Genomic DNA, 25059 nt, shown 5'->3' with positions numbered 1-25059 from the left:
GTCCGTGACGTTGACCTGCTGATCACAGATTCCAATATTTTGGCTGAGGATGCCAAAAGTATTCAAAACAGTGCGAAAGAGATGATTGTTGCAGACTTGTGACATATCATGAAAAAGTAAAGTGGGCAGTAAAACAGCATTTTTTATTAAGACACGGAAACTCATACTAATTATAATGATGGAAGGAGGTGAAACTATGAAACAGCAAAAAGAGATTGTAGAAAAAGTCGTGAATTACATTGAGGATAATATCAAAAGAGAAATTAGTGTAGATATAATTGCTAAAAATGTTGGTTACTCAAAATTTTATCTGAATCGCATATTTTCTGAACGTACCGGAATTACCATTTATAAATACCTGCAAAGCCGCAGGCTTACCATTGCTGCGGAAAAACTGATAAAAACAAACGAGCCTATTACAGAAATTGCTTATGAAGCCGGATATGACTCTCAGCAGGCATTTTCACTTGCTTTTAAGCAGTTATATGTATATCCGCCCAAAATTTATAGAAATATGAAGGTTTTTGTGCCAAAGCAAAACAGAATCTCCTTGTGTGGAAATTTCTATTATACACAAAATATTAGATTTATCCGCAGGGTTAAAGAAAAGGAGCTGGCCGCATGAGTACAATTCCTTATGTCACTGAGCAAACGAACCGGGGAGAACGAAGCTATGATATTTTCTCACGTTTGCTGTCAGACAGAATTATTTTTCTAGGTGAAGAAGTAAGTGATACTTCTGCCAGTTTAATTGTAGCACAAATGCTCTTTCTGGAAGCCCAGGACCCAGGCAGAGATATTCAATTCTATATTAACAGTCCGGGAGGTTCCGTAACTGCCGGCTTTGCAATCTATGACACCATGAAATACATTAAATGTGATGTTGCCACAATATGCGTTGGTTTAGCTGCAAGTTTTGGAGCTTTTTTGTTAGCCGGAGGCACACAGGGCAAGCGCATGGCGTTACCCAATGCTGAAATTATGATACATCAGCCGGCTATACATGGTAATGGTATTCAAGGACAAGCAAGCGATATAAAAATAATGTCTGATTATATGCAAAAAAACAAACAAAGATTAAACAGAATATTAGCTGAAAATACAGGACGCAGTATCGAAGAAATTGAAAGAGATACTGACAGGGATCATTTTATGAGTGCTGAAGAAGCACTAAAATATGGTCTGATTGATTCTGTTATTTCCAGAAGGCAGAAAAAACAGCACCGCTGATCTTTGTGAAGAAGACCGGGCACAGCATCGATCTATATTACAAAAAAAGAGATTATTCAGAATTTTATAATTCTGAATAATCTCTGAAAATTTTTCCTTTACTTTAATACTGTCTTCAGCTGGTTCACTGCCTTTCTGCTTGCCTTGCTCTTAAGGTCCTGGTAGTCAAAAAATGCGAATCCGTCCACTTTGTACTTGCGGCCATACTGTACCTGTTTTTTCAGCACCTTCGTGTCACTCTTCCATTCTTTTCTCTCTGCCCGGTTCTGTCCCGCATTGTGGCCTGCCCGGTAGACTCCGATCCCAATATAGAGCTTCACTTTTTTCTTCTTTGCAGCCTTCACCCATCGTCTCGTCACTTTGTCAAATGCAGCCGTCGGATGTTTGAATCCCCAGTAGATCTGAGGACAGATATAATCCACATAAGCCGTGGAGTTCAGCCACTTATAAATATCTACATAGTAAGAATACTTGCTGGTCAGATTGTCAATGTTTCCAGCCGGACTGATGCCATAGGTCACGTTCGGGTCCACGCTTTTGATCGTCTTTTTCATCCTCTTGACCAGGTTATTTACCTGAGCCCTTCGGTATGTATAAATGCTTTTTTTCTTCTTTTTGTAGGAAGACTTGTTGTATTCTTTTGCATCGAATGCTTTCTTGACATTCTTCTTTGTAAAACTCGGATAGAAGTAGTCATCCATATGGATACCGTCCACATCATACTTCTGGACGATCTCCTTTGCCCCGTTCACGATCAGGTTCTGAACGCTCTTTTTGGATGGGTTGTAATAAAGGCTTCCTCCGTAGGAAAGTACATTCCTCCTTGTAGATTTCTTTGCATTCCACTTTCTGGCCGGGTTGTTCTTTGACAACTTTTTATAGCTGGTGCTGCCCTTGGTCACCCTGTAAGGATTCACCCATGCCTCAATAGCCATTCCTTTGGAATGTGCCACGGATACCATAATCTTCAACGGATCATATCCCGGGCTTCTGCCCTGTTTTCCTGAAATATATTTGGACCATGGGAAGTACTTGGACTTGTAGATGGCATCACCGAACGGCCTTACCTGAACGATCACACGGTTCATGCCAAGGCTCTTTCCCTTGTTTACAACTTTTGTAAAATACTTTTTGAAATTTGATGCGTTATTCTTTTTATAGGTGTCACGATATTCATCGTAATCATAAAACGAGAACCAAAAAGCCTTATATTCTTCTGATGCTTTTGTTGTCTTTGCCTTCTGTTCTGTTTCTGTCACAGCGGTCTTTGGCTGTACTTTTGCGATCCTGTTTCTTCTCTGGGCAGCCCGCACCACTGCCTCACTGCTTAAACTGACAAACATGGCACTGGCAACCAGCCACGCTGTCAGACGCAGGATCTTCACTCTTGATTCTTTCATACTCTGCGATCCTTCCCTTCCCACTATTTGATTCTGTCAATTTTCTGTCACTGCTGTCTCCATTGTATGAAGAATTTTCCAGCTTGTCAATGGAAGAATCCTATTGTCCGGCGAGCATATGTAACTGCTCATAAAAGTTGGGATATGACACGTCCACACACTCTGCATCCTCAATGACCGTCGTTCCCTGTGCATTGATCCCTGCGACAGAAAATGTCATGGCGATCCGGTGGTCATACTTGCAGTGGATAGACGCTCCCCTCAGTGGATTTCCGCCGCGGATGATCATTCCGTCATCGGTGGCCTCGGCATTGACTCCCATTTTCACCAGGTTATCCACGGTCAGATCAATCCGGTTAGATTCTTTCACTTTAAGTTCTGCCGCATCTTTGATGACGGTCTCGCCTTCTGCAAAAGCCGCCATCAATGCAATGACAGGGATTTCATCAATCAGTGTGGGAATCAGCTCTCCGCCGATCTCCGTGCCTTTCAGCCTGCTTGTTTTTACTGTAATATCTGCCGTCGGTTCTCCGTTATCGTCTTTTACATTGGACATCGTAAGATCTGCCCCCATAGCTTCGCATACTTTTAAAATGCCATTTCTGGTAGGATTGATACCAACCTGTTTTAGAGTAATACAGGAATTCGGGGTCACAAGTCCCGCAGCAATGAAAAACGCTGCAGATGAAATATCGCCCGGCACTGCAATGTCCGTGGCCGTCATCTCTTTTGGCGGCATCACGGATGCCGTTGTACCCTCAGACATTACCTGAACTCCGAAAGACTCAAGCATCAGTTCCGTATGGTTCCTGGACAGTGCAGGCTCTGTGACACTTGTTTTGCCGTCTGCATAAAGTCCGGCGAGAAGAACTGCGGATTTCACCTGGGCAGATGCCACCGGTGATTCATAGTGGACCGCCTTCAGCGGTTTTCCGTTAATCCTTAACGGAGCACATCCATTTCCGCTGATACTCTCAATTTCTGCTCCCATCATAGAGAGCGGTTTCATGATGCGCCCCATGGGGCGTTTGTTTAAAGATGCATCGCCTGAAAGCGTAACTTCAAAATCCTGTCCGCAGAGAATCCCGGAGATCAGCCGGGTCGTCGTCCCGCTGTTTCCCACATCCAGCTGTTTCTCAGGTTTTTTAAGTCCGTGGAGGCCGTTGCCGTGTACCGTGACCTCTGTGCCGTCCTGTTCTATCCTGACTCCCATTGCCCGAAAACAGTCTATGGTAGCCAGGCAGTCCGCACCGGATAAGAAGTTTGTGATATGTGTCGTTCCCTTTGCCAGAGAGCCGAACATGACCGCCCTGTGGCTGATGGATTTATCTCCCGGTATGGATATCGTGCCTTTTAGTCCTTCTACTTTCTTAAGTTTCATTTCTAGTTCCTTTCATATACACTGTAATTTTTATCCTGCAGTATCTCTCTGGCGCGTTTGGCGGAGACATCATCATAGAGCATAATCTTTAAGACACCTTCCTCAAACTCCCGGTTATGGATGATTCCGATATTTTTAATACTGATGTTATTAAGCGCCAGCAGGGTCGTAGTCGTAGACAATGTTCCCGGCTCATCCGGAATATCTACAAATATCTCATAAGATTTTTCCATCAGTCCCACGGCACTGTCCGGAACGGTCTCCCGGTACTCCCCTGCCTCTCTAAAATACTCGTTCAGATAACTGTGGTCGTCTCTGTCCAGCGCATGGATCATTTCGGAAATGCTGTCTTTGATCTGCATTAAAAGCTCTCTTATGTTTTCCTTATTGGAAAGACTGATCTGCTCCCAGACAACAGGAGAGGATGATGCAATCCTTGTGATATCTTTAAACCCGCCGGCTGCCAGCTGTTTTAAGATGCCGTCTTCGGTGTCCATATTTCTCACCGTATGTACCAGTTCTGCCGCCATAATATGCGGAACATGGCTGATCGCGGCAGTAAAAGCGTCGTGGCGCTTTGCATCCAGCAGGATCGTCAATGCACCCAGTTCTTCTATGAAAGATGTAAATTCTTTTACCTTCTCGGTATTTACTTTTTCTGTCGGCGTAATAAAATAATAGGCATTTTCAATCAAACGGTCAGAGCTGTAAGAAAATCCGGCTTTTTCTGAACCAACCATGGGATGTCCCCCGATAAAGCAGGTCTCCATGTCCAGATCTTTTACTTTTTTATGAATCCCGCCTTTTACGCTTCCCACATCCGTCACGATGCATCCCTCTTTCAAATATGGCTTCAGCTGCTCTAAAAACTGGAGGTTATGCTGCACCGGCGCACATAGAAAAATATAGCTGCATTCGGAAAAATCACTGTTAAGTTCCGCCGCCGGGCGGTCGAGAACTCCTTCCTCCACAGCCTTTTTCAGGGCTTCTTTATCTGTGTCATATCCGATCACCGTATAGTTCGGAAATACACGGCGTACATTTTTGGCAATGGACCCTCCGATGAGTCCAAGCCCGATAAATCCTATTGTAAAATTCGTCTCTGTTGACATATAGATCGCTCTCCTTGTGTTGATTGATATGGTTCATTTTACCGTGGCGATGGGGAAAAGTCAACACATCGTCACTTTAAAGCATCAAAGCAGAGAATTCCTTCATTGACCGCATCATAAAAATGATTTATGATAAGTATGTAAAAATGTCCGCAAAAAAGGAGAAACCCATGTTTGAGAAAGCAATTATCTTTGCAGCGAAAGCCCATTCCGGCCAGAAGCGAAAGGGAACCGATATCCCATTTATGATCCATCCCCTGGAAGTTGCCTCGATCGTTGCCGGCATTACGCCGGATGAAGAGATGATGTGCGCCGCGGTCCTCCACGATGTCATCGAAGACTGCAAAGATGTGACCGGAGAGGATATACGGAGGGAATTTGGGGACAAAGTAGCGGATTATGTCCTGATGGAGAGTGAGGACAAGAGCAGATCCTGGATTGAGAGAAAACGTCATACTGTGGACTTCTTAAAACACCGCGCCAAACGTCCTGCCAAAGTCATTGCCCTTGGGGACAAGCTTGCCAACGTCCGTTCTCTGGCCAGAGACTACAAGCTTCTGGGAGACGAGCTGTGGCAGCGCTTTAATATGAAAGATAAGAATATGCAGGGCTGGTATTACAAAAGCATGATCGAGTGTTTTGAAGAGTTTTCTGATTATCACGAATACAAAGAGTACTGCTGTCTGGTAGAACAGGTATTTAAAGATACCATTGATATTGATATAGAGAACGAAAAAACAGGCGTGAGATAAATATCTCACGCCTGTTTTCGTTCTCTGAGCCCGATCCGTAAAGCAGCTATGCACCGGCTATCCCAAAGCCACATCCAGTACCATCATGATCAGGAATCCAACCATGACGCCCAGGGTTCCCGTGTGGGAGTGTTCCCCAAGGTGTGCCTCGGGGATCAGTTCTTCCACTACCACATAGATCATAGCTCCCGCGGCAAAAGACAAAAGCCACGGCATATAAGTTCCAAGTCCTTCCGCCGCCAGCACGGCCAGCACACCGAACACAAATTCCACCGCACCGGACAGTGCCCCGAACAAAAATGCCTTTCCTTTAGAAAAACCTTCTCTCCTTAGCGGAAGAGAAATTGCCGCCCCTTCCGGGAAATTCTGAATCCCGATCCCGATGGCCAGGGCCACAGCACCGCTGAATCCCACTCCTCCGTGTCCGCTTGCCACGGCGAAAGCCACACCGACAGCCATACCCTCCGGAATGTTGTGTAAGGTGACGGCAAGGACGAGCAGGGTCGTCCTTTTAAACGAGGAGGAAAGTCCCTCCGGATGTTTCTCCCCCAGATGCAGATGAGGCATCAGCCGATCCATCAAAAGCAGGAAAACTCCCCCGAGGATAAAGCCTCCGGCAGCTGGTATCCAGCCGATCTGCCCATTAGCTTCTGCCTCTTCGATAGCAGGGATGAGCAGGGACCATACAGACGCTGCGACCATAACTCCTGCGGCAAATCCCAAAAAGACCCTCTGCATATTTTCCTGCACATCTTTCTTTAAGAAAAAAACAGTGGCTGAGCCGAGGGCTGTCATCAAAAATGTAAATCCCGTACCTCCGGCCGCCCACTTTAAAGCTTCCATATATCCCACTCCTTTTCTTTTCGTTAAAAATAAACGGACATATTTCTATATTATATGCAATCTTGTGAAAACATATAGTCCTTTACTGAGTCAGTTTTATCAAAAGCTCCTCAAGTCCCGACAAATTTTGTATCACATAATGGGCACCGGCACTTTTAAAGGTTTCCTTTACTTTTCTGCACACAGCTTCTTTCTGCGCATCCGTCATAGTTTCATATTCCTCTTCTGTCAGTCCCATCTCTGAACTTCCTTCCACCACGCCCACAGAAATGACTCCCGCATGCCGTGCTTCTTTAATATCGGAAATCGTATCTCCGATCTTTACTGCATTTTTTACCGAAGAGACCTTTAATGCTTCCAGATTCTTAAAGATCATATAAGGATAAGGACGTCCGATGCCTCCTGTGGAATCCGGTGAAAACCATGCGTCAGGCTCATATCCCTGCTCCTTTGCACCTTTTGTCACGACTTCCATCATGGCATCCGTATATCCGGTAGTGGAACCGATCTTAATTTCATCCTCCCGGAGAAGTTCCACAGTTTCCGGCACATACGGCTTGAGTGTTGTAAACTGGTCCAAAATACTCATGAGTTTGAATTCAAAAAGGTCATACATCTGAAGTACGTGATTCTCGGAAGGTTCAGATCCATGTTCCTTCACCCACAGATCATGAATCCGCGGCATGGAAAGCATCGTCCTGATATGATCGATCTTCAGCATTCCCATAGGTTCTCTCACCTCATCCATCGTCGGTTCGATCCCAAAATGTTTAAACACTTCCACGAAAGCCTGCACCGGTGCAAAACATCCATAATCTACCGTTGTACCGGCCCAGTCAAAAATGACTGCTTCTATACATCTGCTCATTGTTTCTTCTCCTTTAAAAATTGCTCCATGATTTCTGAGAGTTTCTCAATATCCTCCGGGTATATTTCTCCGATGGTGCCGATGCGGAACGTCTCGGCTTCCGTCACCTTTCCCGGATATATCGCATACCCGCGCTCTTTGATATAATGATACATCTCACTGAACGTAAAATCTGCATCTTCCGGATACAAAAACGTAGTGATGACCGGACCCTGATGAGTGCCGTCAATATAAGGCAGCATGCCCATTGAGCGAAACCGTTCGATCAAAATACGGTTATTTTCCCGATATCGGGCCGCTCTTTTTGGGATTCCGCCTTCTGATTCCAGCTCTTTAAGCGCTTTTGCAAAGGCCAGGATAGTATGGGTAGGGGAAGTGAACCTCCATTTTCCATCCTTCTCCATCGTTTCCCACTGGTCATATAAGTCAAGAGACAGGCTTCTGGCGTTTCCTTTACTGTCTGACAGCTTCTTTTTATCGGCAATAATAAAAGAAAAGCCTGGGACACCCTGAATACATTTATTTGCGCTGCTTATGAGAAAATCAATGCCTAATTGTCCGACTTCAATGTCCACGCCTCCGAAACTGCTCATAGCATCGACAATCAATATCTTATTGTGTTTCTTCACCACAGAAGCAATGGCCTCAATATCATTGAGAATGCCGGAAGTCGTCTCACTGTGCACCATAGCCGCATGAGTGATTGCAGGATCTTCTCTCAGTATCTTTTCAACAACTGCTGCCCGGGGAACCTTTCTATAATCTTCCCGATAAATTTCATAAGGTATCCCTGCATGCTCTGCAATGTCCGCCATGCGCTCCCCATATGCACCGTTGGCAATGATCAGCAGCTTTCCGTTCTCAGCTATTACACTGGTGATCACTGATTCCACCCCGAATGTTCCGCTGCCCTGCATGAGAACGGCCGTATAGTCGTCCTCTGATACGTGGGCCAGAGAAAGCAGCTGTTTCCTTATCTTCTGGGTGATATTTTTATAATCTTCATCCCATGTGCAGTGATCGAAAAGCATCTCTTGTTTTACAGTATCCGTGGTTGTAAGCGGACCGGGGGTTAATAGCTTATACTGGTTCATTTTTATACCTTTCTCTTATTTTGCGCTTTCTGATAATTTCTGATGTTTTTCCAGAAGATCCAAAGTCAGCTTTTCTTTAAATACTTTTGGATTTCCGGATTTATTTTCACCTGATTCGTCTTCGCCATTATAAATCGGGATCGGATAAGTCCTGATCAAGTCTGTTCTTCCCTTTTTGATGATACACTCTGCCATCTCAAGGGCAAGTTCTTTCTTGTCGCTGTCTTTTTTGTTCACTACGGAAACACACTCTGTCAGAGAAAAGTTTCCTTCTTTCGGGTCTACATAATCAATCGGAAGACCGTCCTTTTTGTCTGCCACCGCCTGCTGTCTTAAACCAAATCCGATGGCCACTTCCCCTGCCCGGACCTTCTTGATCGGAGCGGAGCCTGAATCTTCGATGTGGTCTCCTGCATTCTGGTAAATGTCATGGAGGATACTTTTTGCCTCCTTCTCCCCATATTCAGACACAAGACCCTGGAGCAAAAGCCATGCGGTGGAAGAGGCTTTGATATCCGTCACAGAAATAGCTCCTTTATACACAGGCTTTGCCAGGTCTTTGATGGATTCAGGTTTCGGAAGTTTCTTTTCCTTCATTACTTCCGTGTTCAGGATCAGTGTTCCTTCCTGTGCCGTGATCGGTGACTCATATTTCTGAAAATCAGATTCCTTCTTTAAGTTCCTGTCGAAACCAAGATCTGTAAACATCTTATTTTTCTTCTGGGCACTCTCAATATAGAAAGTACTCATTGTCACCATATCAGCCTCTATATTTTTGCCCTCTGCTATGAGCTTTCCTCCGAGTTCTGAGGTTCCAAACGTCTGAAGAATATATTTCCCTTTGTATCCGTTTCCGTCCAGTGCTTTTTTCATTGCCTCCACAGCTTCGTCGTCCGCGTTGGAATAGATTACTACCTGCTCATCCTGTTTTTTGGCGGAACACCCGGAAGTAAACACTCCGGTCGCTGTCAGAAGGGCAGCCATACACATCACCGATGCTCTTTTTAACCATGTCTTTCTCATAAACTTCTCTCCTTGTTTTTTCTAATATGTAATTTAAAGAATTGTCCAGCCGCTCCTCCTTCTGTGACCCCTGCAAGCTTGGTAAATGCAAACTTACCGATAATATTTGTCGCAAGGATTAAAAGAGAAAGCACAAATACTTCGTTAAATTTGTTATAATACTGCAGTTCTTTGATCTTTGTCGTGATGACCATTGTCCTGGCCCCTGCGATAAAGATGACCGCACTGATCGTCACCATGGCATTGATAAAGTAATAGCTGAATACCTCGATGATCGTACTCAATGCGTTGGGCGTTACGATCCTCAAAATGGTTTTTGCCCAGCTGTCTCCCATAAGCATCGCCGTTGTCTCCCATGAGGCGTTCATTTTCCCCAGAGAACTCTTCATCATCAGATAAGGCGTGGAAAAGAAGTGGACCACGTTGCAGATAATGATAAGCAAAAATGTATTTTGAAGACCGGTGCCTGAAAATAAGAATAAAAATGCGAGGCCCAGCACCATTCCGGGTATCGTGTTTGTCACCAGGGCAATTCCTTCTATCATGTCTTTTGCCTTTTGGCTGATCTTGCTCCTGGCTGTCACCAGCGCGCTTCCATATGCGGCTATGGTTCCGAGGGCAGCCGTGGCCGCGGCTACAAACAATGAATTTGTGTAGACGTTGAAAAGGTTCGGGTCCTCAAAGACATTTCTGAAATTGTCCAGTGTAAAACTAAGCCTGTAAGGCCATTCTTCCACAAATGGAATCACAAAAATGACTGCAAATACAGATAAGACGCCGACGATCAGAAGAATACCGGCTCCGCCGCACAGGCCGTCTCTGAGCTTGTTTTTTTTCAGCTCGATATTGGATATCTTGTGATAGCGGATCTGATATTTTTCCAATACTTTTAAAACCGTAATGCTGACAACAGACGGCACAAGCATTACAACAGCCACTACCGCACCGTTTTGGAAATTCGGTATGCTGCCGAGCATCTCGCTGTAAAGCAGAGATGCGATGGTCTTAAACTTTCCTCCCACTGCCGCCGGAATACCGAAATCCGTAAAACTTAAGAAGAAAGACTGGATCACGGATGCGGCCAGCGTACCTAAAAGAGGACGAAGCACTGTCATTTTGAAATTTGCAAAGGCACTGTCACCCATAACTCTGGACACAATCATATATTTTTTATCTATGTAGCCCATCGTATTATTGATCAGCATAAATGAGATAGGCAGAGTATAAATGACGTAGCCCATCAAAAGGCCTCTGATCCCGTAGATTTCAAACAGCTGCTTCCCGAACAGACGGGTCAGAAGCCCCTGTTTCCCGAAAGAGTATATGATCGCAAAACCGTAGGTGATCGTCGGCAGAAACATGGGCAGCACAGCGGCTCCTTTTATCAATGTTTTGATCCAGTCCGGTATATTTGTATAGTGAATCGTACAGGCCAGGAAAAATGCCAGCAGGGTCGTAACTGCCGCGCTCAGTCCGGCAACGCCGAAGCTGTTTCTCAAAATCTCAAAAAAGTCTTCCCGCGCAAAAACAGACTGAAAATTCTGTAAGGTAAGTCCTCCTCCTTCTGTGGTAAACGACTTCATAAGAAGCTGTACCATCGGGACTGCTAAAAATGTAAGAAAGATCAGTGCGATCCCGGCAAATATGACTTTAATCTCTTTTTCTTTTCTATGTTTCATCTGATTTCTGCCGCCTTACGAAACAAGGCTTTCCTTTCCGGGCTGTATATTCAGCTGATTTTTAAACAGCGTAAAAATATTGTTTTTTTTGATCTCCAGCTGGTTCAGGATAAAATTCTTCACAAAGTCATTCCGGGGCGCGTTGACGATCTGTTCCGGCTCGCTGTACTGGGAAATCCGTCCCTCGTTTACAATCAGCACCCGGTCAGACAGAGTCAGCGCCTCTTCCGGGTCATGTGTCACGATGACAGTAGTCAGATGAAATTCCTTCGCGATCGTCTTAATTCTGTTTTTAATAGATTCCTTGATCACTCCGTCCAGTGCACTTAAAGGCTCATCTAAGAGAAGGATCTTAGGCTTCATGACCAAAGTTCTTGCCAGGGCCACTCTCTGCTTCTGTCCCCCTGAAAGCTGCTCAATCTTCTTCGGAAGATGTTCCTTCAGGCCAAGCAGGCCGATCAGTTCCTCCACCTCCTCTTTTGAAGAGATGTCCGGCTTGTTTTTCAGTCCGTAAGTAATGTTCTGATATACATTCAGATTCGGAAACAGGGCATAATCCTGAAACACGATATTGAATCCCCGTTTTTCCATCGGTGAATCAGTGATATCCTTTCCGTTAAACTCAATGCTTCCGCTGTCCGGTTCCGTGATCCCAAGGATCATATTTAAAAGTGTTGTCTTTCCGCAGCCGGACGGCCCCAGGATGGAAACAATCTCTCCATCCGGAATCTCCAGAGATATTCCGTCCAACACCGTAGTGCCGTCATAGGATTTCTTTATATTTTGTAATTTCAGCATAAACTTCCATTCCTTTCTCAATCGATATCATTTCTTTGAACAAGACCAAGTCTATCACCGAAAGTTTGAATTCATTTGAACATCATGTTAAATGTTGGTAAAAAAACAGAAGGAAGATCCCTTGATAAAGATCTTCCTTCTGTGAAAAAGTATTGAATCATTAACCCAGTATTTCTCTCAGATCACTTTCCGGGTCTGAAACAGGATGTATCCGGTATTCCTTTACCAGCATATCCAGTACGCCCGGTGATAAAAATGCCGGCAGTTTCGGTCCAAGATAAATATCCTTCATGCCGAGATAAAGAAGAGTCAGCAAGATACATACCGCCTTTTGTTCATACCATGACAGTACCAGGGTCAGCGGCAGGTCGTTGATCCCGCAGGAAAAGGCTTCTGCCAGAGCCTGGGCTGTTTTGACGGCACTGTATGCGTCATTGCACTGTCCCATATCCATGATCCGGGGCAGTCCTCTGATCTCTCCCAGGTCCATATCATTGAACCGGTATTTTCCACAGGCCAGCGTCAGGATGATGCTGTCTTTCGGAGTCTGTTTTACGAATTCCGTGTAATAACTCCGCTCCTTGTGTGCCCCGTCGCAGCCTCCGACAAGAAAGAAATGACTGATCTCGCCCTTTTTCACCGCATCCACGACCGTATCTGCCACAGACAGTACTGTATTGTGCCCAAAGCCGGTCACCGTACTGCTGCCGCCGTTGATTCCTGTAAATTCTCTGTCTTCTGCATACCCTCCCAGTTCCAGCGCTTTTTCGATCACCGGGGTGAAATCTTTGTCCTCACCGATGTGAATCATTCCCGGATAGGAGGCGACTTCCGTCGTAAAGACTCTGTCTGCATAGGACGGTTTTACCGGCATCAGGCAGTTGGTCGTAAACAGCACCGGAGCCGGGATATGGTCAAATTCTTTCTGCTGGTTCTGCCACGCAGTGCCGAAATTGCCTTTCAGATGAGGATACTTTTTAAGTTCCGGGTAAGCATGGGCCGGGAGCATTTCTCCATGAGTATAAATATTGATCCCCTTGTCTTCCGTCTGCTCCAAAAGAAGTTTCAGATCGTAAAGATCATGTCCGGTTATGACGATAAACGGTCCTTTTTCCACCTTAAAAGGAACGGATACAGGCTCTGGGTTCCCAAATGTTTCTGTGTTTGCCTTATCGAGAAGTTCCATACACTGTAAATTCACTTCTCCAAGCTTCAGTGCAAGTGATAAAAGCCGTTCTTTGGGAAGATCGTAGCCTATGGATGCCATGCCTTCATAGAAGAACCGGTTTACCGTCTGATCCGAATAGCCCAGCACCATGGCGTGATAAGCATAGGCTGCCATTCCCCTCAGTCCAAACAAGATCAGGGATTTTAAGGACCGTATATCTTCCTGCTCCTCCCAGAGCTGCTTCATCACATAGTCATCGTTTTTCCCACAGGGTGAAGAACACCCGCCGCAGGAAGGCACTAATTTTTCTTTCTCCCTGTGCACCAGACTGATCTGCTTCCTGATCGTCTCCGGGTTAAAATTCACATTGGTCACTGTCGTAAACAGACCTGACAGCATGGCTCTGTCCGTGCTGTCAAAAGTCCGGTTTCCTTCTGCGGAACGGGCAAGGCCGATCAAAGCGCCGGTCAGCCGGTCCTGGAGTTCTGAAGTCTCTGCATCTTTCCCGCAGACCCCTGCTGCTCCTGTACATCCGCTGCATCCTGCCGTCTGTTCACACTGAAAACAAAACATCTTTTTATCCATCGCTCTATCCTCCTGAAATTTCTTATATTTGAGTTTGTTCCTTGAGTATACAGGAGTGAGCCTTAAAAATCTGTTGGATATTCAACACTTTATCAATTAATTTTCTTTGTCTCCATAAACATCATGAAAAATACTGCCAGAAGAAGTGCAGAACAGATCAGAACGGCATTGTGAGAAAGCACATTTCCTGCCGCCGTGCCTGCTGCCGCACCTACTATGAAAAACAAAATAATCCCAAAGTATTTCAGGCTCCTGTTCAGCAGTTCCCGGTCTTTCGTCTGGAAGTATTTAAACAGGATTTCCATTCCGCTTCTTAAGTTTCCTGTGCACATGGTCGTCGCATAGACATTTCCATGTACCTTCCGAAAGGTCTCCACCTGCATGGCACAGACAAAAGAAATGATAACATTGGCGATCATATCCGCTTCTCCCGAAGGGATAAAGGCAACCAGGCAGATCATTGCCGCTTCAATCATGACAATGATCTGTCTCCAATGGATTTTGGGATGCTGTTTAAAATACTTCTTGATGAGTTCCACCACAATGACTCCGGCCGCAAAGGCCAGAATAGGGATGGCGTAATGGACAGCCCCCTGCCACTTTCCTTTTTGCAGGCTGATGCCCAGCAGTACGATATTTCCTGTCTGGGCATTGGCGAACACCCCTCCCCTGAAAAGATAACTGTACGCATCCAGAAATCCCCCGACAACAGCCAAAACGGCACCCAGCTGAAAGGCCTCGGACATCTGGATCTTCTTATGCTGTTTCACTGAATCTGCCTCCCTTAACCGCGATAAAATTCCTGAAGGGCCCTGATCATATATTCTGTGTCTCTGGCTCCTGCCGTCTCATAGGCAGAATGCATGGCAAGCTGGGCAAGGCCGATATCCACGGCTTTTAACGACACACTGCCCGTCAGAATATTTCCGAGAGTTGAGCCTCCCGGCAAGTCTGAACGGTTGTGGAAGGTCTGATAAGGGACTCCGGCTATTTCGCAGATATGTTTCATCATCGCACCGGAGTATGCATCCGTCGTATATTTTTGATTGGCACTGTACTTGATCACAATTCCTTCATTCATATACGGCCGGTTTGTAAGATCTGCCTTGCCGGGCTGGTTTGGGTGCACCGCATGAGCATTGTCCGCAGAGATCATGAAGCTCTCCGCCACGGCCATCCGGTACTGCTCCCCGGTTCTCCCCAGCGCCTCATTTACCCGCCACAAGACATCTTCTAAAAATGTAGATCCGGCTCCCTGTTTTGTTCCGCTGCCGACCTCCTCATTGTCAAATGCACAAAAGACATTCATATACTCTTTTCCCTCACTGTTGACAAAAGCCTGCAAAGATGCGAATACACACTGAAGGTCATCGAGCCTCGGTGCCGACATGAACTCGCCGTTTGCTCCCCATACAGTTCCCGGCATCCGGTTGTATAGGTAAAGATCTGTACCGAGGATATCTTTTTCATTTACACCCGCCTCGGATGCAGCTGTCCGCATAAATGCCTTTTCGGCTGTCTGGTCTCCGAAGACGGGAAGCATATGAATCTGGGGATTCAGTGCGTCATCCTCTGCTCCTCTTTTCATATGGATTGCCAGCCCTGGGATCATTAAGAGATCTTTCTTTATATGAATTAGCTTTTCCGTAAGTTTTTCCCCGTCTCTCACGATGATCTTTCCTGCCACAGAAAGTGGCCGGTCAAGCCAGGAATCCATCAGCATTCCCCCATATTTTTCAGTGTTCAGTTTTGTATAATGCTTTTCCGCCTGTAATTCCACATTCTCTTTTATCTTAAAAGCAGGTGAGTCCGTATGGGACGCGGTAATATGAAACCCTTTTAATTTTTTCTCCGGTACGCAGAAAGCAGCCAAAGAAGAACCGTTTCTGCTGGTAAAATACTTACCGCCCTTTTCTACTTCCCAGGTCTCCTGCTCTCTCAGTTCCAGAAATCCATTTTCGGTCAACTCTTTTTTGATCTGCTCCACAGCGTGATAACTGCACGGACTTTTTTCAATAAACTTAAACAGCTGCCGGTTAATCTGATCTGACATGTTCTGCCTCCTTCTCAACTTATCTGTCATATGAAATCTTTTCTATCTATTTTAGCAAAACAGTGAATGAAAAGAAAGGTGTGTCGAACCTTCATTATGACTGCACATCCATATAAAGAAAAAAGACCCTTATTTGTCAGTAATTTTAGGTGTCCCTTCTGACACCGTGACTACTCCAAACGAATCAGAACCTGATTCGGCATATCTTGCCCTTAATCCGTATTTTCCAATGGAATAATGAAATTTAAGATGAAGCTTAGAGTCAGGATAAAGTGTATGTTCAACAACAACAGTTGCTGTAAACATCCTGTTTCCAAATTTTTTCGTTCGTACAGTATTTTTTGTATATGATCCCGTTGATAATAGTTCGTGTTCCTTTTCATCTTTAAGCGTAATCGTTGTAGCTCCCCCATCTTTCAAAGTGTACTTTCCTTCAAAAATGGTTTCAGTATTTATGATATGAAAAAATCCATATCAGGATATTGATAATACAGATAAATCCTAAAATTATAGATACAGGTAAGCACTTCATTACGTCAAAACCATTTGTAATCCAAATAACAACGATAAATGCAATTAAAAGAAAGGGGATAATTCTCCCCTTTTTGATATTTTTTGAAGATATATGATACTGAAAATAAACACTCAAAAATAATACCAATATATAAATTACTGGAAATAATAGATTCTCTTTCATATTTTTATTATTTCCTCCTTTTTTATAATTTTTTAATATAATTCTATTTTTTATAATTTATGTTATTATATTCCTTCAAATTCATCTTGTCAATATATATAACTATATCAACCACCATTAAATCTAATCCTCATAAACATAATCTAATAATATTTTATAACAAAAAAATAGCAGTCAGAAAGGCTCCTTTCTGCTGCATATTCTTTCGTTATAAAATCTTTAAAGCTCAGATCCCAGCCAGATGCCTTAAGGATGCCTTCAGCGCTTCCTGCTCCTGCTGTCCCATATCTTTCAACACGATCCTGTTGACCTCTTCCACTGTTTCCAGAATCGGTTCTTCCAAGTCATTCCCTTTATCAGTCAATATAATCTCTACAAAACGTCGGTCTTCTTTGCTGACTTTTCTCTTGATCAATCCCTTTTTCTCCATTCTCTCAAGAACACCTGAGATCGTAGAGTTTTCCAGCCTCAGTTCTTCTGCGATCTCCTTCGGGCTGTTTTTCTTCTTCACCCAAAGACAGTACATAACACCGTACTGTACCGGAGTCACGTCAAATTTAGAGAGCTGTGCGCTCATCTCCTGAAACACCGCGTGCTGGGCAGTGGTCAAAAGATAGTTGATACATTGATTCAATTCCATCCGTTCCTTTTCCCTCCTACACAAAACTACATACAAACACTTCAAACTGTTTGCATACTATATATTTCATCATATCTGTTACAAAAACTTCTGTCAAGAAGACATACTATAATTTTAAGGCTTTTATCCTAAAGCAAAGTCATCCTTGTAAAGCATGAAAAGGGGATGCCATAATTGACATCCCTGAAAACTTAGGATTCATATTCCAAAAACAGACTATCTGAAAATCGCTCCGCTGACCACGAGTTTCTGGATCTCGTTGGTTCCCTCGTAGATCTGAGTGATCTTGGCGTCTCTCATCATGCGCTCTACATGGTATCCCTTCATGTAACCGTTTCCTCCCAGCATCTGCACCGCCTCTGTTGTCACATGCATTGCCGCCTCTGTACAGAGGTATTTTGCCTTTGCGGCCGGAATAGAATATGGTCTTCCTTCCTGTTTGTCGGCAGCAGCTTTATAAAGCATGAGCTTTGCAGCGTCAATTTCCATTTCAAGTTCCGCCATCTTAAATGCAAGATACTGGTTCCTGTATAATGGTTTGCCGAACTGCTCTCTCGTCTTTAAATATTCTTTTGCAATCTCAAATGCACCTTCTGCAATTCCAAGTCCCTGTGCGGCAACACCGATACGGCCTCCGTCCAGAGTCTTCATAGCCAGTTTAAATCCGTCTCCGGAAGGAACGATCATATTTTCTGCCGGCACCCGTACATTTTCCAGGATCATCTCTGAAACCTGTGCGGAACGGATTCCCATCTTGTCTTCCACTTTGCCCACTGAAAATCCGGGAGTTCCTTTCTTCACCACGAAACAGGACAGTCCCTTGGCTTTTTTCTCAGGTTCCGTCAGGGCATATACTGCCGTATAATCGGCTAAAGGTCCATTCGTATTGAAACACTTCATACCGTTTAATATGTACTCATCCCCGTCTTTTTCAGCAACGGTTACACATCCGCCCGCATCAGATCCCGCATTTGGTTCCGTGAGTCCGAAAGATCCGAAGTGCTGTCCGGACAATACCGGCGCCAGAAATTCATTCTTTTTCTCGACCGGAGCGTCAGAGTTCATGATGCTTCCTCCATATAAAGAAGTGGATACAGAATAAGAAATACCCACAGAAGCATCTACTTTAGAGATCTCCTCCACTGCCAATACATAAGACAGGTAATCGGCTCCCTGGCCTCCGACTTCTTTCGGATAAGGAAGTCCGATCAGTCCCAGTTCTCCCATCTTCTTATAGAGATCTACCGGAAATTCACTGTTGGCATCTCTCTTGAGCACTCCCGGCTGTAACTCTGTCTGAGCAAAGTTTCTTGCTGTCTCCTGAATGGCTGCCTGCTGTTCCGTTAATTCAAAATTCATAAATAATCACTCCTTTCACCAAACTTAACATAAATTTACCATTTTGTTCCCCTATATTTGCATACTAATATTTTGTAAGCTAAATATATCACCCCTTGTGCATATTGTCAATAAATTTTTATAATCTTTTATAGAATTATACAATTTAAATAAAATATATTGATAAACCATTGACAAACATGCAAATATAGTCCATATTAGAAGCATAAATAATATTTTGTATCCTAAATATTTGCACGCCAATATGTTAATTTTCTAACAAGAGCTGATTAAGTGTAATGTATATGTCATTTCAAGGAGGATTTAGAATGAACAATTTATTAATGGAAGTAGAAAACGAGATCGCAGTAGTTACAATCAACAGACCAAAATCTTTAAATGCCTTAAACAGTGAGACATTAGCAGAATTAGACCAGTGCTTTTCCGAGATCTCCCGCCGCAAGGACATCAGAGTCGTTATCCTTACAGGATCAGGAGAAAAATCATTTGTAGCCGGAGCCGATATTTCTGAAATGGTCAATGCCACTCCTGCGGAAGGAAGACAGATGGGTCTGCTGGCAAAGGAAGCATTCCTTAAATTAGAGACAATGCCTCAGGTAACGATCGCCGCTGTCAATGGATATGCTCTCGGAGGCGGATGTGAGATCTCCATGGCCTGTGATATCCGTGTAGCCGCAGAAAATGCAAGATTCGCACAGCCGGAAACAGGCCTCGGAATCCTCCCGGGATTCGGAGGAACACAGCGTCTCTCCCGCTTAGTCGGAAAAGGACGTGCAAAAGAACTTATCTTTACCTGTGACCAGATCGACGCCGAAGAAGCTTACAGGATCGGACTTGCAAACAAGGTAGTTCCTCAGGCAGAACTGATTGATTACTGCAAAAAGATGGCAGCTAAGATCATGTCCAAAGGAAGCTATGCAATCTCTCTTGCAAAAGAAGCGATCAACACAGGCATGGACACCGATTTAAGCAGCGGACTTACATTAGAAGCAGATTTATTCGGACTCGCATTTTCTACGGAAGACAAAAAAGAAGGCATGACTGCATTTCTTGAAAAACGCAAAGCAGATTTAAAAGATTTCTAAAATAAATGAAGGAGAAAAACTATGGGAAAAGTTAAGATTATTACAGCAGATCAGGCCGCTGCCCTGGTAGAAGATAATACAACCGTCACTACCAGCGGATTTGTTGCCAGCGGAATGCCGGAAGCCCTTACAAAAGCTCTGGAAAAAAGATTTTTGGAAACCGGTTCTCCGAAAAACCTGACTTTATTTTACGCTGCTGCCCAGGGAAACCGTGACGGAAGCGGTGCGGATCATTTTGCCCACGAAGGAATGACCAAACGTGTCATCGGCGGACACTGGAACATGGTCCCGACGCTTGGACAGCTGGTCCTTGATAACAAAATTGAAGGATACAATCTGCCGCAGGGCACTCTGGCACAGCTCTACCGTGCCATCGCCGGTCACAAACCCGGCGTGATCACTCATGTGGGATTAAATACATTTGCCGACCCGCGCATTGAAGGCGGCAAATTAAATGACATTACGACCGAGGACATCGTAGATGTGGTAGAAATCTTAGGAGAAGATAAATTACTATATAAATCTTTTCCGCTGAACATCGGATTCATCCGGGGTACATATGCTGACGAGCACGGCAACGTGACACTTTCCCATGAATGCTGTACAACAGAAGTCACAACCATGGCTCAGGCAGTGAAGAACAGCGGCGGAAAAGTTGTGGTGCAGGTGGAAAAGGTCGTCGCAGACGGTACCTTAGATCCAAAATTAGTCAAGATCCCCGGAATCTATGTGGATGCAGTCGTGGAAGTGGAAAATATGCAAGACCACGAACAGTGTGTAGGATGTGACTATGACGGTGCAATGACCGGAGACTTCCGTATTCCTTTAAGCAGCCTTGAATATCCTCCTCTTTCCGCAAAAAAGATCATCGGCCGGAGAGCTGCCATGGAACTGACGGAAAATACCGTGGTCAACTTAGGAATCGGTATTCCTGAATATATCTCTATGGTTGCCAATGAGGAAGGCATCGGAGATTATATGACTCTGACCGTAGAGGCAGGGCCTGTCGGCGGCGTGCCTCAGGGAGGAGCCAAATTTGGAGGTTCCGTCAATCCCGAATGTATTTTAGACCAGCCGTACCAGTTTGATTTCTATGACGGAGGCGGAGTTGACTATGCATTCTTAGGCCTTGCACAGGCAGACAAAGACGGAAACATCAACGTCAGCAAGTTCGGTCCGAGGATTGCAGGCTGCGGCGGATTTGTAAACATTACTCAGAATGCAAAACGCTGCTACTTCTGCGGAACCTTTACTGCCGGCGGTTTAAAAACGTCTGTAAAAGATGGAAAGCTTATCATTGATCAGGAAGGAAAATCTAATAAGTTCCTGGACACGGTAGAACAGATTACGTTCAGCGGCGAGTACGCAAATAAAGTCGGCCAGCCGGTTCTCTATATCACAGAGCGCGCTGTCTTTGAACTGAGAAAAGACGGTGTCTATCTGACAGAAGTTGCCCCTGGCATCGATATCCAAACACAGATCATCGACCATATGGGATTCACTCCTAAAATGGACGGTACGCCAAAGCTTATGGATGAAAGAATTTTCAGAGATGAGCTGATGGGTCTGAAACACGATTAGCAATCCACAAATAAAGGAGGGTTTTTGTGAATTTACAAATCTTAGTCTTAGTCCTGGCGATTGTCCTGTTCGGAGTCTTAGCTTTTAAACAGATGAGTGCCCTGATCCTGGCTCCGCTTGTCACGATCTTCGTGGTTATCTGCTCCAGGCTTCCAATCCTGGACTCGCTGAAAAATGCATTTATGCCTGCAGCATCCGACTACGTGACAAAGTATTTTCTCGTATTCTTTGTCGGCGCACTGTTCGGCTCCGTTTATCAATATACCGGAGCCGCAGAATCCATAGCCAGAGCGATCGCAGGGCTCTGCCGCGGAAAATTCGTGGCACCGATCATCATGATCATCACCGGTCTTTTGACCTTTGGAGGAGTCAGTGGCTTCGTTGTATTTTTTGTTATCTATCCAATCGCATTAAACTTATTCAAGGAAGCGAATCTTACAAGAAGGCTCATCCCGGCCGCAATCTCTGCCGGATGCTGGACCTGGTCCATGAGCGGTCCCGGTTCTCCTTCTATTCAGAATGTCATTGCCATGGATAATCTTGGCACACCGGCAACAGCCGCATTTGTTCCATCTCTGATCACGACTGCGGCTATGTTTATCATGATTTTTGTCTGGCTGGAAATGCGGGCAAGAAAGTTTACGAAAAAGGGATATCGTTTTATCGATAAGTCCTTAAAATATCAGCTGAGTGAAGAAGAGATGGCCATCGATGAAGATAAAAATCTTCCCCACGTTGCTATCGCTGTCCTTCCGATTGTGCTCATTCTGGTGCTCTTCAACATCGTGAAGCTTCCTGTGGAGACATCTGTATTTGCAGGTGTAGCCCTGGCAACCATTCTGATGTTTAACAGGATCAAGGGCATCAACGAATGGATCAACGTATTTAACAAAGGTGCTTCTGACTCCGGCGTTGCTATCTTAAATACTGCAATCGTTGTAGGTTTTGGAGGCGTTGTACAGAAAACCCAGGGCTTTACCGACCTGGTTGCCGCTCTGAAAGACATGAGCATGCCTCCTCTGGTGTTTGTAATGATCACCGTGGCTGTCTGTGCAGGAGCCTGCGGCTCTGCTTCCGGCGGTATGGGGGTTGCCTTTAATGCTTTGAAGTCTACCTATATTAAAATGGGAATCCCGCTGCCTTATGTGCACAGGATTTCCGCCATCGCAGCCGGTACTTTAGATACACTTCCTCATCAGGGAGCGCAGATCACACTGCTCGGCATTTGTAAAATGACCCATAAAGAAGCTTACTGGGATATTGCGGTTACGCAGATTATCATACCATTTATATCCTGCGGAATCTTTATCGTCTTAGCTTCTTTTGGACTATAAACTTAACATTGAAGATCCGGTCCTCCGGGTCTTCTTTTTTACAACGGCAGTTTCAAAAATTCTTCCAATATCTTTTTTGCATCTCCCACAATGCCATAATCGCAGTATTTAAAAACAGCTGCATTCGGGTTACTGTTCACTGCGATCACTGTCCCGGCCCTGACTCCGGTCATGTGCTGAACCGCCCCGGAAATTCCAAATGCTATATAAATGTCCGGTTTCGTTATACACCCTGTCTGTCCGATCTGCTGCTCCGGAAGCATCCACCCTGCATCCACACACGGCCTTGTGCATCCGGCCTGTGCTCCGATCCTTTCGGCGAACTGTAAAAGCAGCCGAAATCCCTCCGGACCTTTCAGCCCTCTTCCCCCGGCCGCAATGATATGTGCATCTTCCAGGGAAATCTTCTTTTCTTCTTTTATAAGATCCAGTGTTCTTTTTCTCTCTGTTATCTCCTGCAGCCAGTCTGCCGAAAACGCAGTAAACTTTCCTTGTCTGCCGTCTGTCTCACAGGCCTTTTTAAATACTCCCGGCTTTGCCAGCGCCATCTGCACAGGAACCTCCGGCATCGAAACCACAGACATGCTCTTCCCGTCAAAAGCAGGCTTAGTTACCAGCAGTTTCCCTGTTTCCTTGTCAATCTCCAATCCGACAGCATCCGTCATCACTTCTGTTCCAAGCATGGCGGCCAGAGTCGGCAGCAGTGTCTTTCCGAACAACGTTGCCCCTCCCAGAATCATATCCGGTTTCTGCTCCTTAACAATCTCATACAGAATCCTGCTGTGAGTCTCCAGCTGCTTTTGTTTAAGACTTGGATGATCCGCCGCTATGATTCGGTCTGCGGGATACCTGAGAAGATCCTTACATGTTTTTTCGACATCATTTCCCACGATTGTCAAAATCAATTCTGCATCCAGAGAATCTGCCAGCTTCCTGCCTTCTCCCAGAAGCTCAACTGTCACGTGGGCCGCATGTTGATTCTGTATCTCTCCTATGATCAAAATTTTTGATGTTTTCTTCATACGGCCTCCTTTTCTTTGATCAGCTGCCAAAGCTTTTCCGCCAGCTCCTGCTCGTCTCTGCCGGTCAGCATCTGTCTGTTTTTCGGCGCCTCATCCGGTATATACTCCCGAACCTGTTTTATGATCTTTTTTGTTTTCCCCTGTTCACCTTTCAAAACAGGAATCACCGTACTCTCTGCATATGCGGACATAATGTCAGCAACATTCGGGTGTCTCAGCGCATTGTCTTCTCTTACCGAGAGAACCAGGGCAGGCAAAGAACTCTCTGTCCGCTCTGTTCCCTCTCCAGCCATACACCAATTAAATATTTTCTTGTCTGAAACTTTCATTTTTTTTGAATAGGCAATCAGAGGAATCTTCAGGAAAAATGCCGTCATGGCCGCCATATGGGCGGCATCCCCGTCAATGGCCTGACGGCCGCACAGGATAATGTCGAACATATCTTCTGCCTCTATCGCCCCGGCAAGCAGTTTTGCACTGTGGCTGATATCTCCTGTTTCCTTTTTAAGGACCAGAACCGCTCTGTCCGCTCCCCATGTCAAAGCCTCCCGCGCAGTCTTCTCTGCTTCCGGCGGCCCGATCACCATGGCTGTCACTGTGCCCCCCTCCTGATCTCTCAGATTCAGAGCTTCTTTCAAAACATTTTTATCACTGTCGCTGATCCCTTCCGCAGTCTGATATTTCACTTGTTCCTCTTTTGGCGGAACTTCTTTTAAATAAACCAATATGTTCAACCTTTTTTCACTCCCTTCCCAGCCTTAATCCGAAGTTTATTTCAAATAAAGTTGTTGACTCTGAAAAACTGCTGTGCTATGATACCCATGCAAATTAATTTGCATCCCATTAGTTCGTATGCTAATTAATTGTCACTGTTATATTACCACCATTATTTTTATCTGTCAACGATAGAAAGTGAGGATTCTGTTATGCCATTGATTCAAGTAGACTTACAAAAACAAGATGATAAAAAAAGACTGAAAAATATTTTGGATACCATTCACGAATGTGCGGTTGAAGCCTTTGAAATACCGGAGCGGGACCGCTATCAGATCGTCAGTCAGCACGATCCGGAAGAAATGATCCTCCTAGATACCGGCCTTGGATTTGAGCGCACAAAGGATCAAATCGTGGTCCGTGTCACAAGCAAACAGAGACCCCGGGAGAAAAAAGAAAAACTTTACTCCCTGCTCTGTGAAAGACTAAATGTAAACTGTGGGATTCCGCCAAAAGACCTGCTCGTCTCCATAACAGAAAACAGCGATGCCGACTGGAGTTTCGGATTCGGGAAAGCCCAGTTTCTGACCGGAGACCTCTAAATTACTCAGAGCCCAGACAGGCAGCCACTAAAAGAACAT

24 protein-coding genes are annotated in these 25059 nt (G+C 44.9%); 7 read left to right on the top strand and 17 right to left on the bottom strand.

Annotated features, from left to right (window positions below):
- The first annotated feature begins 196 nt into the window (after positions 1-196).
- Together QGT46_RS10670 and QGT46_RS10665 are read left to right on the top strand one after the other, a co-directional pair.
- Positions 197-625 carry a helix-turn-helix domain-containing protein gene (locus QGT46_RS10670; RefSeq protein WP_148458844.1) on the top strand — a complete coding sequence of 143 codons (429 nt, stop codon included), beginning with the start codon at positions 197-199 and terminating at the stop codon, positions 623-625.
- Entirely contained in the window at positions 622-1230 is a 609-nt protein-coding gene (locus QGT46_RS10665) for an ATP-dependent Clp protease proteolytic subunit (RefSeq protein WP_148458845.1), read from the top strand. The genes QGT46_RS10670 and QGT46_RS10665 overlap by 4 nt, the downstream gene beginning before the upstream one ends.
- Before the next feature lie 98 nt (positions 1231-1328).
- Here QGT46_RS10665 and QGT46_RS10660 read toward each other — a convergent pair whose 3' ends face one another.
- The 3 genes from QGT46_RS10660 to QGT46_RS10650 form a co-directional block, all read right to left on the bottom strand.
- A complete protein-coding gene (locus tag QGT46_RS10660; RefSeq protein WP_148458846.1) occupies positions 1329-2630 on the bottom strand; it encodes a glycoside hydrolase family 10 protein in 1302 nt (433 codons plus the stop codon).
- Between the two features lie 100 nt (positions 2631-2730).
- Positions 2731-4011: a 3-phosphoshikimate 1-carboxyvinyltransferase gene (gene aroA / locus QGT46_RS10655; RefSeq protein WP_148458847.1), complete on the bottom strand. Its 1281-nt coding sequence runs from the start codon at positions 4009-4011 to the stop codon at positions 2731-2733.
- 2 nt (positions 4012-4013) lie between these two features.
- Positions 4014-5123, bottom strand: coding sequence for a prephenate dehydrogenase (locus QGT46_RS10650; protein WP_148458848.1), 1110 nt, complete (start codon positions 5121-5123; stop codon positions 4014-4016).
- A gap of 170 nt (positions 5124-5293) precedes the next feature.
- Between QGT46_RS10650 and QGT46_RS10645 the strand changes: the two genes are divergently transcribed.
- Entirely contained in the window at positions 5294-5875 is a 582-nt protein-coding gene (locus QGT46_RS10645) for an HD domain-containing protein (RefSeq protein WP_148458849.1), read from the top strand.
- Between the two features lie 57 nt (positions 5876-5932).
- Here QGT46_RS10645 and QGT46_RS10640 read toward each other — a convergent pair whose 3' ends face one another.
- From QGT46_RS10640 to QGT46_RS10585, 12 genes are all read right to left on the bottom strand, one after another.
- Positions 5933-6718, bottom strand: coding sequence for a ZIP family metal transporter (locus QGT46_RS10640; RefSeq protein ID WP_024728138.1), 786 nt, complete (start codon positions 6716-6718; stop codon positions 5933-5935).
- 82 nt (positions 6719-6800) lie between these two features.
- Entirely contained in the window at positions 6801-7586 is a 786-nt protein-coding gene (gene phnX / locus QGT46_RS10635) for a phosphonoacetaldehyde hydrolase (protein WP_148458850.1), read from the bottom strand.
- On the bottom strand, positions 7583-8680 hold the full coding sequence (phnW, locus tag QGT46_RS10630) for a 2-aminoethylphosphonate--pyruvate transaminase (RefSeq protein ID WP_148458851.1): 1098 nt from the start codon (positions 8678-8680) through the stop codon (positions 7583-7585). The genes phnX and phnW overlap by 4 nt, the downstream gene beginning before the upstream one ends.
- Before the next feature lie 15 nt (positions 8681-8695).
- On the bottom strand, positions 8696-9703 hold the full coding sequence (locus tag QGT46_RS10625; protein WP_148458852.1) for an extracellular solute-binding protein: 1008 nt from the start codon (positions 9701-9703) through the stop codon (positions 8696-8698).
- The gene (locus QGT46_RS10620; protein WP_148458853.1) at positions 9700-11382 is read right to left on the bottom strand and encodes an ABC transporter permease subunit; all 1683 of its coding nucleotides are present in this window, start codon (positions 11380-11382) and stop codon (positions 9700-9702) included. The genes QGT46_RS10625 and QGT46_RS10620 overlap by 4 nt, the downstream gene beginning before the upstream one ends.
- 15 nt (positions 11383-11397) lie before the next feature.
- Positions 11398-12180 (bottom strand): ABC transporter ATP-binding protein, encoded by a 783-nt coding sequence (locus QGT46_RS10615; protein ID WP_148458854.1) that lies wholly within the window; start codon positions 12178-12180, stop codon positions 11398-11400.
- Positions 12181-12340: 160 nt separating this feature from the next.
- Complete coding sequence (hcp, locus tag QGT46_RS10610) at positions 12341-13933, bottom strand: hydroxylamine reductase (RefSeq protein WP_301590754.1); 1593 nt, start codon at positions 13931-13933, stop codon at positions 12341-12343.
- Between the two features lie 92 nt (positions 13934-14025).
- Entirely contained in the window at positions 14026-14703 is a 678-nt protein-coding gene (locus tag QGT46_RS10605) for a YoaK family protein (protein ID WP_024728143.1), read from the bottom strand.
- A gap of 14 nt (positions 14704-14717) precedes the next feature.
- The gene (locus tag QGT46_RS10600; RefSeq protein WP_148458855.1) at positions 14718-15986 is read right to left on the bottom strand and encodes a M18 family aminopeptidase; all 1269 of its coding nucleotides are present in this window, start codon (positions 15984-15986) and stop codon (positions 14718-14720) included.
- A gap of 129 nt (positions 15987-16115) precedes the next feature.
- Positions 16116-16406, bottom strand: coding sequence for a hypothetical protein (locus QGT46_RS10595; RefSeq protein WP_148458856.1), 291 nt, complete (start codon positions 16404-16406; stop codon positions 16116-16118).
- 503 nt (positions 16407-16909) lie between these two features.
- On the bottom strand, positions 16910-17323 hold the full coding sequence (locus QGT46_RS10590) for a MarR family winged helix-turn-helix transcriptional regulator (protein WP_024728147.1): 414 nt from the start codon (positions 17321-17323) through the stop codon (positions 16910-16912).
- A gap of 216 nt (positions 17324-17539) precedes the next feature.
- Complete coding sequence (locus QGT46_RS10585) at positions 17540-18682, bottom strand: acyl-CoA dehydrogenase family protein (RefSeq protein WP_148458857.1); 1143 nt, start codon at positions 18680-18682, stop codon at positions 17540-17542.
- Between the two features lie 308 nt (positions 18683-18990).
- On the opposite strand from QGT46_RS10585, the gene QGT46_RS10580 reads away from it, so the two are divergent.
- From QGT46_RS10580 to QGT46_RS10570, 3 genes are read left to right on the top strand one after another with little or no spacing between them, the layout of a single operon-like run.
- Complete coding sequence (locus QGT46_RS10580) at positions 18991-19767, top strand: enoyl-CoA hydratase-related protein (protein WP_009288832.1); 777 nt, start codon at positions 18991-18993, stop codon at positions 19765-19767.
- A 21-nt stretch (positions 19768-19788) separates the two neighbouring features.
- Positions 19789-21348, top strand: coding sequence for an acyl CoA:acetate/3-ketoacid CoA transferase (locus QGT46_RS10575; protein WP_009288833.1), 1560 nt, complete (start codon positions 19789-19791; stop codon positions 21346-21348).
- Positions 21349-21374: 26 nt separating this feature from the next.
- Entirely contained in the window at positions 21375-22682 is a 1308-nt protein-coding gene (locus QGT46_RS10570; RefSeq protein ID WP_009288834.1) for a GntP family permease, read from the top strand.
- Between the two features lie 38 nt (positions 22683-22720).
- Here QGT46_RS10570 and QGT46_RS10565 read toward each other — a convergent pair whose 3' ends face one another.
- Positions 22721-23704: an electron transfer flavoprotein subunit alpha/FixB family protein gene (locus QGT46_RS10565; RefSeq protein WP_009288835.1), complete on the bottom strand. Its 984-nt coding sequence runs from the start codon at positions 23702-23704 to the stop codon at positions 22721-22723.
- Complete coding sequence (locus tag QGT46_RS10560; RefSeq protein WP_009288836.1) at positions 23701-24438, bottom strand: electron transfer flavoprotein subunit beta/FixA family protein; 738 nt, start codon at positions 24436-24438, stop codon at positions 23701-23703. The genes QGT46_RS10565 and QGT46_RS10560 overlap by 4 nt, the downstream gene beginning before the upstream one ends.
- Positions 24439-24630: 192 nt before the next feature.
- Here QGT46_RS10560 and QGT46_RS10555 point away from each other — a divergent pair, with 192 nt between their 5' ends.
- On the top strand, positions 24631-25020 hold the full coding sequence (locus QGT46_RS10555) for a tautomerase family protein (RefSeq protein ID WP_006568752.1): 390 nt from the start codon (positions 24631-24633) through the stop codon (positions 25018-25020).
- Positions 25021-25059 lie beyond the last annotated feature (39 nt).

The organism is Anaerostipes faecis, assembly GCF_910574135.1.
GTDB lineage: Bacteria > Bacillota > Clostridia > Lachnospirales > Lachnospiraceae > Anaerostipes > Anaerostipes hominis.
The sequence above is the reverse complement of the archived record's forward strand: the minus strand, read 5'-3'. Positions and strand labels throughout refer to the sequence as shown.